Genomic DNA, 10838 nt, shown 5'->3' on the forward strand with positions numbered 1-10838 from the left:
TTGATGTGTGCGTCCAGCCAAGCTGGCAAATGCTAACAGGTGAAAGTCCTGTAGAGGTAAAGGTAGGGAAGCCTCTTAGTCAGTAACCAACGTAGTGAGAGATTGGTGCGTTGAAGCGTTACGGAATGTTCAGAAATGAGCAGACAAACTGATGGGTTGTAACATAAAGTGAATACTGCCGCACCGTTATTGACATCCTCGTATGAGGACAACAGAGAGCCGAGCTGCGACATCAACAGCGAAGGCAGAAGACGGTATGAAGAACCCTAATTGCAATACCTAAGAACTCTGCGGTGTAGAGGTAGCGACACGTCAGGAAAGTATTTGTCGGAACTGGAGAGAACCTACTTTGCACAGAGAAAACTGTAAAGAGATAGCATATAAGCGAAAGTGAAATTGTCTATCTGCAAAGAGGTAGTCAGAAGTGTCCATAGTACCAATGATTGTACAGACAGTAAAACTGTACATAGGAAAGGGGCACAACTTTATTCACGTCTATGAAGGAGGTAGGAACTGGTGATTGTCAAAGAGACTAAGAACACCCATGAAAAGGTTCGAGACTTTCAGAATAGACTATACCTTACAGCCAAAACAAGTAAGAAAAGAAGATTTCATGCAATGTATGATAAGATATACCGCAAGGATATTTTAGAAGAAGCATGGAAACGAGTGAAAACCAATGGTGGAGCAGGTGGAATCGATAAAGTCAGCATAGACGATGTGAAAGCATACGGGGAGGAAAAACTTCTCGGTGAAATAGCAGAGGAATTGAAAAGTGATTTATATCGGTGCAAGCCTGTAAGAAGAACCTATATTCCAAAAGCAGATGGAAGTAAAAGAGCGTTAGGGATTCCTACAATTAAGGATAGAATTGTGCAAATGGCAACAAAAATAGTGATAGAACCTGTGTTTGAAGCGGATTTTCAGAACTGTTCTTATGGATTTCGCCCAAAACGAAGTGCAAAACAAGCGATGGATAAAATCTTTGAAGTGGCAGATGCGGGAAATGCACTGTGGGTTATAGATGCGGACATAAAAGATTATTTTGGAAGCATCAACCATGAGAAGCTTATGCTTTTAGTAGAACAACGAATTTCGGATAGAAAAGTGTTGAAGCTAATAAGAGAATGGCTGAGGGCAGGTATTATGGAAGCAGGGGGTTACTGTGAAAGTACAGTAGGAGCAACGCAAGGCGGAGTGATTTCACCTTTGTTATCGAATATATATCTGAATTACTTTGATATATATTGGAACCGTAGATTTGCACATTTAGGAGAGCTTGTGCGTTATGCTGATGACTTTGTAATCCTTAGTAAAAGAATGGCGCAGGCAGAACAAGCTATGCAGGCAGTTCAATGGATAATGAGAAAATTGGAACTGACGATGCACAGTGAAAAGACCAGACTGGTGGATATGTATTTTGGGAAAGATAGCTTTGATTTTCTTGGCTTTAATAATCGATTTCAAAGAAGCAGAAATAAAAACTGGAAATGGTATTGGACATTGCATCAGACACCATCGAATAAATCCATGAAGAAAATGAGGGCAAATATCAAAGCGGTGTTTGCAAGCCCTATTAGGTTGCAGTGGAGCATTGAGAATATGATAAAAATGCTCAATCCCAAAGTTGTAGGTATGAGAAATTACTATACAAGACGATTCTCAAGGCAAAAGCTATGGAAGATAGATAAATACATTAATCGAAAATTCACAAAATGGTACAACCGTAAAAGACAACGTAACTACAGAATGGGAAATGCAGTTGAAATAGCTGAATTAACCAGTAATGCAGGACTTTTACGGATGTGTGGTTGAATGCTGAAGGAAGAAGAATATCGGAAAGCCGTATGCGGGAAAACCGCACGTACGGTTTGATGAGGGGGCGGTGGCAATCCCACTGCTCTACTCTATCACGCAAAGATAAATAAATAGGCTGCAAATAGCTTGAAATCAAAGGTTTCCAGACTTTCGGTGACAATTACCGATTGATGGAAACCTTGTTTTTTATCTTTCAAAAGTAGCCTAGGCTTAATAAACATTTTTGGGTTGAGGCTATAGAACTACTTTTTGCCTTGCGAGACAAGGGAACTACTGTTTTTACGTTAGGTTGAGACTATGAAACTGTTGTTAAATGAACATAGTGAAAGGCAGTAGCTTTATTACAGAACTACTGCCATGTTTGTGTAATCTCGCTTAAGAATTATAAACTCAATATATTGACAAAATCATCTTATTTGTGCCATAATATTAAATGGATTTGTTAATCTACTGAACGGAGGACGGTTCTATGATAAAAAACAACATTGAAAAAGATATTAAAATAAAATGTGTTGAAGCTGATACAACACAAGCTGCCTTGGCTGAAAAAATAGGAAAAACCGTACAGTATGTGAATCGTATCGTAAAGAAAGATGATGGTGTTATAAATAAAACCTTTATTCAAATGATGGAAGGATTAGGTTATGACATTAGACTTACCTATGAAAAACGGGAGGAGAAATGACGATGAATAAACAGCAATTGGCGTCTACAATTTGGCAATCAGCAAATCAGATGCGTTCCAAGATAGAAGCAAACGAATACAAGGATTACATCCTCGGTTTTATGTTTTATAAGTACCTTTCGGAAAGTGAAATTCAGTTTTTGAAAGACGAAGGCTATAAAGATGACGATATAAAAAAAGTCAGTGAGGAGGATGCTCAACTGGCAAAGCACATTCGCCAGAACATTGGATATTTTATCTCATATAACAATCTGTTCTCTACATGGCTCGAGAAGGGCGATGATTTTAATATTGCAAATGTTCGTGATGCTCTAAATGCATTTGATTTAAACATAGAGGAGACCTATAAGAAGATTTTTGAGAACATCTTTAAGACCCTGCAGTCTGGTCTTTCTAAATTGGGTGATACAGCTCAAAAGCAGACTAAGTCAGTAAAGAGCTTGTTAAAGCTAATTAGACGAATTCCTATGGATGGCAAGCAGGATTATGATATTCTAGGATTTATTTATGAATATCTTATCAGCATGTTTGCAGCCAATGCAGGAAAAAAGGCTGGAGAATTCTACACCCCGCATGAGGTGTCAATTCTGATGTCTGAAATTATAGCTGAAAATTTAAAGAACAAAGAGCACATTAAAATCTATGATCCAACATCTGGCTCGGGATCTCTACTTATCAATATAGGTACATCAATTAGTCGATTTATCTCTGGTGAGAATAAGGTCGATTACTATGCGCAGGAGTTGAAGGAAAACACATATAACCTTACTCGTATGAATTTGGTTATGCGTGGTATCAACCCTACAAACATTAATGTACGAAATGGTGATACTTTAGAGGATGATTGGCCTTTCTTTGAAAATGACCAAAATAGAGAGCAGACTTATCGGCTGGTCAGGGTGGATGCTGTAGTTTCTAATCCACCGTATTCTCAAAAATGGGACCCAAAAGATAAAGAATATGACCCTCGTTATAAAGAGTTTGGCGTAGCTCCAAAAGCAAAAGCAGACTATGCATTCTTGCTGCATGAGCTATATCATTTAGAAGATGATGGTATTATGACCATCGTTTTACCACATGGTGTATTATTCCGTGGTGGTGAAGAAGGTAAAATCAGAGAAACGCTTATCGAAAGAAATCACATAGAGGCCATCATCGGTTTGCCTGCAAACATATTCTTTGGAACATCTATTCCTACGGTTGTTATGGTGTTGAAAAGAACACGTAAGGATTCTGATGTGTTGATTATTGACGCTTCAAAAGGATTTGAAAAAGCAGGGAAAAATAACAAACTTCGTGCCTGTGATATTAAAAAGATTGCAGATGCTGTGAGACTCAGACAGCCTGTTGAAAAATATGCAGCTCTTGTGACCAAAAAGAAAATTCGTGAAAATGAATATAACCTTAATATTCCTAGATACGTGGATTCTTCTGATGATCCAGAAACTTGGGATATTCGGGCGACTATGTTTGGTGGTATTCCGATGCACGAAGCCGCATTACTTAAGGAGTATTGGGATACATTCCCTGGTCTTTTTGATGCGCTATTCAAAGAGAAGTCTGAAGGTTATTTAATAATTCCAAACGAGGACATCCAAGCTGTCACCCTAGAGGTTCCTTCCATCGAAGAATACAGACAGGTTTTTGCTGCGAGTTTTGATGGTTTTTATAAATCCTTGCATGATTCTCTCATCGAAGATATTTTGGATGTAAACGCGCAAGGCAAAAAGGATGAAGTGTGTCAAGAGATTTTCAATCGTATTTCAAAGGTCAAACTCTTGGATAAATATAAAGCCTACCAAATCTTATCGGAAAATTGGGACGTTATTGCGGCTGATTTAGAAATGATACAGAGTGAAGGGTTTGAAGCAATTTTCCAAGTTGACCCCAATATGGTTATTAAAAAGAAATCAGATGACGATGAAGAAGTGCCAGAAGTACAGGAAGGCTGGAAAGGCCGTATTCTTCCTTTTGAATTGGTGCAGCAAGAAATACACGCAGATGAATTGAATGAGATTATCGCTCTTGAAAATCGTTTGCGTGAAATCGCTTCTATCTATACTGAAGTTTTAGAGTCATTGGAAGATGACGAACTTGAAGGAAGCACAGTGACTGAAGAAAAAGATTCTTTTGTTGCGAAGGAAGTCAAAATTTTTGTCGCAGAGGCATTAAAAGACGTAGATAGCCCGGAAATTACAGCTCTTCAAAAATATATAATGCTTTCAAAAAAGAAGGATAAGTTGGATTATATTGCCACAACGAATCAAGTTATGTGGGATATGATGAATGCAAATAACGATGGAACTTATGGTAAACCCGCTATTAATAATCGCATTGCACAATTGCAGATGGAATATGATTTCCCGGAGAATTCTTTTGAGGCAAAAATGAAGCAAGTGTTTATGTTGATGGAGGAAGAAACACAGAGCAAGCGTGAACTTCGAATCAAAAAGGATGAACTCCATCTAAAAACAAAAGAAACCATTGAACATATGGATGAAGATACTGCATTGCGACTTTTGGATTTGAAATGGATTGAACCGTTTGTAAGTGGAATATTCCAGTTGCCAGAAGACATGATTAATCAGATGATTTCCAAAATCATCACACTGAACAATAAATATGCTACTACATTTGCAGATATTGAAGAAGGTATAACTGATACTAGCAAAACCTTGTATAAGATGCTTGGTGATCTTACCGGAAGTGTATCTGATATGGAAGGATTGGCAGAGTTTAGAAAGAGTCTGGAGGTTTAAGTATGGACGAAGAAAAATTAATACCAAGTCTTAGATTTTCTGGATATAAAGATGTTTGGGAAAGACATAAATTGGAACATTATCTTAATGTTTCTGCTGAAAAAAATACTGAAGAGTCTTTTGGAAAAGAGGATGTCTTATCTGTATCTGGTGATTTTGGTATCATAAATCAAATAAAATTTCACGGCAGATCATTTGCAGGAGTTTCAACTGCTAATTATGGAGTGGTTAACACAGGTGATGTCGTATATACCAAATCTCCACTGAAAGCAAATCCTTTTGGTATTATCAAAACAAATAAAGGTCCTAGTGGAATTGTTTCTACACTTTATGCCGTTTATCATCCAAATGAAAATGTTTGTCCGGATTTCATCCAGGTTTATTTTGAACAACACGCTAGGATGAATCAATATATGCATCCTTTAGTTAATAAAGGTGCAAAAAATGATATGAAAGTATCAGATGCAAATGCGTTAAAAGGGCATGTCATATTTCCAAAAGTGGATGAAGAAGAAAAAATTGTGGAGTATTTCTCAAATGTTGATCAACTTATTGCACTTCATCAGCGTGAGTATGATAAGTTGCATATCCTGAAAAAAGCTATGCTGGAAAAAATGTTCCCCCAAAAAGGGATGGATGTTCCTCAAATTCGATTTAAAGGATTTGCAGAATCGTGGGAACAGTGTAGTGCGAAAATTATATTTAGACCTGTTGTAGATAAAGGACATCCTGAGCTTCCTGTTTTATCTGCATCTCAAGAATATGGGATGATTAATAGAACAGAAACAGGACTAAATATTCATCACGATATAGAAAATGAGAGCGGATATAAAAGAGTTTTGCCAGGACAATTTGTTATTCACCTAAGATCATTTCAAGGTGGATTTGCTCATTCCAATATAGAGGGCATAACATCACCTGCCTATACAGTTTTGTGCTTTCATGACCAAGAAAAACATTATGATTATTTTTGGAAATATGTTTTTAGTTCAGAAAGTTTTATAAGAAGGCTTAAGTTAATAACATATGGTATTCGTGACGGAAGAAGTATTAGCTATGAGGATTTTTCATCACTAGAATTTTTATATCCATCTTATGAAGAACAAAAGCAGATAGGAGTATATTTTCAAGAAATTGATCGGCTTATTATTCTTCATCAGCGTAAGCTTGAAAAGCTAAAAAATATCAAAGCCGGTTGCTTAGAAAAAATGTTTGTGTAAATTAGGGAGGTGAGTTATATGTCTGAAATTATATATACAGAAGAAAAAGACTTTGAAGATGCCGTCATTAAAGCCCTGATTGAATATGGCTGGGAACCGGATGTTATACGATATCCTACCGAAGAAGATTTGATTCGAAACTGGGCAAATATTCTTTTTAATAATAACAAGCAGAATACACGTTTGAATGATTGTCCTCTGACCGCAGGTGAAATGGATCAGATTATAAATCAGGTAAAGGCGCTACAGTCACCACTTCTACTGAATGAATTTATCAACGGTAGAAGTATTTCAATCACTCGCGATAACCCAGAAGATCAACTACATCTTGGAAAAGAAGTTAGTTTGAAAATTTATGACCGTCAAGAAATTGCTTTAGGCCAAAGCCGATACCAAATTGTACAGCAACCACAATTCAAGACTAAGTCTCCTATTCTCAACAATAGAAGAGGAGACTTGATGTTACTTATTAATGGTATGCCAGTAATTCACCTAGAGTTAAAACGTAGTGGTATCCCAGTAAGCGAAGCGTATAACCAGATTGAGAAATATTCCCACGAAGGTGTATACCGTGGAATTTTTTCTATGGTTCAGATTTTTGTGGCAATGCAGCCAAAGGAATCAGTTTATTTTGCCAATCCGGGTGAAGGTGGCGTGTTTAATAAGGCGTTCTACTTCCATTGGGCTGACGTTAATAATAATCCCATCAATGATTGGCATACTTTCGTGCAAAGGTTTTTGTATATACCTATGGCACACAAGTTAATCGGTTTCTATACGATTGCAGATACTGATGATGGAATCCTTAAGGTTATGCGAAGCTATCAGTATTATGCTGCTGTAGGCATTGCTGACATTGTGGCAGATAAGAAAAGCCACTGGGATGACGGTAAGCAGTTGGGAGGCCATATTTGGCATACAACGGGCAGTGGTAAAACTATGACCAGCTTTAAGGCGGCGCAGCTTATTGCCAGTAACCATGATGCAGAGAAGGTAGTATTCTTGGTTGACCGTAAAGAACTAGGTATTCAATCCTTAAAAGAATACCGTTCTTTTGCATCTGAAAGTGAATCAGTACAGGCAACTGAAAATACGACGATTCTGACTTCTAAATTGAAAAGTGATGATCTTGATAATACGCTAATTGTTACCTCTATTCAGAAACTCAGTAATATTACTGCTGAGGATTCTGGATTAAATGATGCAGACCTCAAAGCAATACAGCGTAAGCGGATGGTTATCATTATTGATGAATGTCATCGTTCTACATTCGGAGATATGCTGATTGACATCAAGAATACTTTTAAGAATGCTATTATTTTTGGTTTCACCGGAACACCAATACAGGATTTAAATGCAAAGAAAGACAGTACCACACCTACTATTTTTGGAGATGAAATTCATAGATATACTTTAGGAGATGGAATAAGAGACAAAAATGTGCTTGGGTTTGATCCATACCTTGTCCGTATCTATGATGACAACGATTTGAGGGAACAAATTGCATTAGAAAAAGCAAAAGCATCTTCTCAGCAGGAAGCCATGAGTGACCCAAAGAAGAAGAAAATGTTTCTCAAATATATGGATTCATCACAGGTGAAAATGTACGGAGAGCTTGTTAATGGTAAATGGATCAGTGGTATAGAGGATTACATTCCAAACGAGCAGTATCAAACACCTGAATATAAGATGGGAATTATAACTGATATTAAAAAGAAATGGCCCCTTTACAGCCGAGACAGACAATTTCATGCTATTTTTGCAACCAGCAGTATTCCAGAAGCAGTAGAGTACTACCGTCTGATGGTAAAGGAAATGTCGGAACTAACGATTACGGCTATGTTCGATCCGTCTATTGATAACGAGGGTGGTGGCTCTCTGGAAAAGGAAGATGGCATTGTAGAAATGTTGGATGCCTATAACAGTAAGTTCTCTCAATCTTTTTCCATTGCTTCATACGATAAATTTCGTAAAGATGTTAGTTTGCGCATGTCACATAAAAAGCCTTATGAACGCTTAGGCAAAGATGAGCAAATTGATATTTTGATTGTTGTAAATCAAATGTTAACTGGCTTTGATTCTAAGTGGGTGAATACATTATATCTGGATAAAGTCATGGAATACGAGAATCTTATCCAGGCATTTTCTAGAACCAACCGTCTTTATGATATGGCAGAGAAACCTTTCGGAATCATAAAATACTACCGACGTCCTAACACTATGGAGAAGAATATTGAAGCAGCGGTAAAAGCTTATTCAGGAGATGTTCCTACTGGACTTTTTGTAGACAAGCTCCCAAACAACCTCAGACATATGAATACTCTGTATTTGGGTATTGAGCAGCTCTTCAAAAATGCTGGTATTGAGAGCTATGAAAAGTTACCAGAGGATTCAGCTACAATAGCAAAATTTGCTAAAGATTTTAAATTGTTTGTAACGCATTTGGAAGCTGCATTGATTCAGGGATTTGTATGGTCTAGAAAATTCTATCCAGACGAGAATCAGGTTGAGGATGCTATTGAAGTAGCACTTGATGAGATGACATATTTGACCCTCCTTGCCAGATACAAAGAACTTTCAAGAGGCGGTGGCGGAGGCCGAGGCGGAGATGTTCCATATGAGGTGGATATTCATATCACTGAATATGATACTGGAAAAATTGACGCTAACTATATGAATTCCAATTTTGATAAGTATGTCACATTGATACAGGGCGATACCGATCCTGAAATTGTGGCTGCGGCATTAAAAGAACTACATAGATCTTTTTCCATGCTATCTCAAGAAGAACAACGCTACGCTGAACGATTTGTACATGCTGTAGAGAATGGAAAAGCAGATTTAGTTCCTGGAAAAACTTTCAGACAGTATATTGCAGATTACATGAAGGCAGACGAATATGCCAGAATTAATCGTGTTGTTAGGCGACTTGGTTGTAGCTTTAATCTTCTTCGTGAGCTCTTGGAGAGAAAAGTTAATAGTAGCACTCTTGATAATTATGGAAAATTTACAGAACTTAAAAATTCGGTAAATAAGATTAAAGCTAGAGAGTTTTTTAAGCTTGTTCTCCGAAACGAGTATGTTGAACTTAGATTAACATTATATAGTGAAGAGTATCTCCGTTTCTTCTTGTTAAGTGGAGGACAAGATCCATACCTAAAAGTGAGTGACGAAGAAATGCCTACACAGCCAAAGGATAAAGGTTCAGAATCGGATGCACCAAATGTTGGAGTTGTTCTTACAGAAAATGATTATGTTGGAAAAAGGATAGTTTCAACGGTAAAAAGTAAAACGCTGACCAACTGGTACTCTGAAAGTAAAGCAGTAGCAAGCGTAGTAAAAACTGATTGTTTTGCCTATGTGGACAATAAGGTTTGTCTGGCAACTTCTCAATGTATTCAACGAACTGACGATGGTCACCTTGAATTAACAGAATATGCAAAAGCTCATGAGGAAGAATGTTTCCTTCAATTCATTGTGGATGAAAATGATGGAAAATTGCACTATGTGAAACTTCCCGCAGCAAAAGCAGATGTGACATTCAATTATTATGATGAGATAAGTGAAGAATTACTTACTCAATATGGACTGGTAAATGAAATGTCTAAAGAAATGCTGAAAGCTATTGGGGAATCAGAGTTTGGAGATGCATTGACAAAGCTTATGGATAAACATATTTGCAATTACTCGGGTAGATTGTTAAAAAGTGTAACCGGCTTGGACATCAGAACCATCAGTAATATGAAAAAAGGCGAAAACCTTACTAAGCTAAATGTTATTTCTGCTTGTCTCGGAATTCATATCCCTTATAGGGTAAGTGACCGAATGCTGCAATTAGCAGATCTAAGTTTAAATATGACTTCGCCTGGTAAAATAGGTGTGGATAATGAAACTTATGATATGTTGTTACATCTTAAATGGGCTACTGATTACGGGGACGTGTATGATGAACTTAAAGAACAAAGTTTAGACTATCTTATTCATCAGCCCCCATTATAAGTCGATATTTTACTGTTTTGGATTGTCAACACTTTTTTATACAATTTTTATTCGGTCATTTTAGATAAACGATATTCTACTGGAGTCATATAATTTAAGGCTCCATGAATACGTTTATTGTTATACCACTTTACATAATCACTTAATTCTCTTTTCAGTTCCTCTAAACTGCTAAAAACTCTTTTAAATGCAAATTCTGTCTTTATAATCTTATACCCTGCTTCTGCAACTGCATTATCATATGGACACCCTTTTTGGCTTAAGGAACGTTTGATTTTAAAGGCATTTAGAACCTCATCAATTATTTTATTTTTAAACTCGTTTCCTCTGTCTGTATGAAAAACTTTAATTTTTGAT

The 10838-nt window shown here is 37.0% G+C and carries 6 protein-coding genes; 5 read left to right on the forward strand and 1 reads right to left on the reverse strand.

Annotation, left to right across the window (positions count from 1 at the left end):
- Positions 1-516: 516 nt before the first annotated feature.
- From ltrA to BM305_RS18495, 5 genes are all read left to right on the forward strand, one after another.
- Positions 517-1815: a group II intron reverse transcriptase/maturase gene (gene ltrA, locus BM305_RS18475; protein WP_092564418.1), complete on the forward strand. Its 1299-nt coding sequence runs from the start codon at positions 517-519 to the stop codon at positions 1813-1815.
- A gap of 472 nt (positions 1816-2287) precedes the next feature.
- Positions 2288-2503, forward strand: coding sequence for a helix-turn-helix domain-containing protein (locus BM305_RS18480; protein WP_092564420.1), 216 nt, complete (start codon positions 2288-2290; stop codon positions 2501-2503).
- A gap of 2 nt (positions 2504-2505) precedes the next feature.
- The gene (locus tag BM305_RS18485) at positions 2506-5262 is read left to right on the forward strand and encodes a type I restriction-modification system subunit M (protein WP_092564422.1); all 2757 of its coding nucleotides are present in this window, start codon (positions 2506-2508) and stop codon (positions 5260-5262) included.
- A gap of 2 nt (positions 5263-5264) precedes the next feature.
- The gene (locus BM305_RS19390; RefSeq protein ID WP_092564424.1) at positions 5265-6482 is read left to right on the forward strand and encodes a restriction endonuclease subunit S domain-containing protein; all 1218 of its coding nucleotides are present in this window, start codon (positions 5265-5267) and stop codon (positions 6480-6482) included.
- An 18-nt stretch (positions 6483-6500) separates the two neighbouring features.
- Positions 6501-10481: a type I restriction endonuclease subunit R, EcoR124 family gene (locus BM305_RS18495; RefSeq protein WP_242940596.1), complete on the forward strand. Its 3981-nt coding sequence runs from the start codon at positions 6501-6503 to the stop codon at positions 10479-10481.
- 47 nt (positions 10482-10528) lie between these two features.
- Here BM305_RS18495 and BM305_RS18500 read toward each other — a convergent pair.
- Positions 10529-10838 (reverse strand): IS3 family transposase (locus BM305_RS18500; RefSeq protein WP_143099182.1); only part of this gene is annotated, 310 nt, incomplete at its 5' end.

Origin of the sequence: Anaeromicropila populeti (assembly GCF_900112775.1) — a bacterium.
GTDB lineage: Bacteria > Bacillota > Clostridia > Lachnospirales > Lachnospiraceae > Anaeromicropila_A > Anaeromicropila_A populeti.